General features: G+C 60.6%; 2 protein-coding genes. Both read right to left on the reverse strand.

Annotated features, from left to right (window positions below; all coding sequences use genetic code 11):
- Window positions 1-62 precede the first annotated feature (62 nt).
- Window positions 63-470 carry a hypothetical protein gene (locus EN935_RS38845; RefSeq protein WP_109666302.1) on the reverse strand — a complete coding sequence of 136 codons (408 nt, stop codon included), beginning with the start codon at window positions 468-470 and terminating at the stop codon, window positions 63-65.
- Between the two features lie 14 nt (window positions 471-484).
- On the reverse strand, window positions 485-715 hold a 231-nt coding region (locus tag EN935_RS38850; protein WP_127374396.1), incomplete at its 5' end, for a YbaB/EbfC family nucleoid-associated protein.

Here is a 715-nt window from a genome sequence, read left to right on the forward strand (position 1 = left end):
CCCAGGGAAAGCGCGGCACGCTTTTCCCGGGAAAACCGCGTCACGTCTTTCCTGGAACCGGTCTATCGCCCGGCCGCAATCGCGGCCGGCTGGCCAGGCTCAAGCTCCTCAACCTTCTCCGAAAACAGGCCGCGCCGGAGGAACAGCGTCCGCGCGTCCCTGGCCGTCGGCGCGATCTTTGCCGGCCAGTCGCTTTCGATGAACTCGGCCTTGGTGAAGTCCGGGTTTGTCTCGCTTGCAGCTTCCAGGAATTCGGCGATCTCCAGCACGATGGCGCGCTCGTCCTTCGAAAGCGCCGATATGCCGGCTTCGATCGACGGGCGATGGACGAAATCCTCGAACAGATTGAAGTACCCCTTGATGCCGACGAGATCGACGCCGTCGTCGCAATCGGCCAGGATTTCCAGGATCTCGTAGATCCTGTTGCGAATACGCTGCTCGATCAATCTTTCGGAAGGGTCATCGGTCATGGCCGTGCCGAATGCTAGAAGGGCAGTTTCATACCCGGCGGGATCGGCAGGCCAGCGGTCAGCGCCTTGGTCTTTTCCTGCATGATCTGCTCGACCTTGGTCTTGGCGTCATTGTGGGCGGCGAGCACGAGGTCTTCCAATATCTCGACATCGTCCTCCTTGAACAAGGAGGGATCGATCTTCAGCGACTTCATCTCGAATTTTCCGGTCAGCGTCACGTTGACCAGGCCGCCGCCGGCTTGGCC

Origin of the sequence: Mesorhizobium sp. M7D.F.Ca.US.004.03.1.1, assembly GCF_003998635.1 — a bacterium.
Lineage (GTDB): Bacteria > Pseudomonadota > Alphaproteobacteria > Rhizobiales > Rhizobiaceae > Mesorhizobium > Mesorhizobium loti.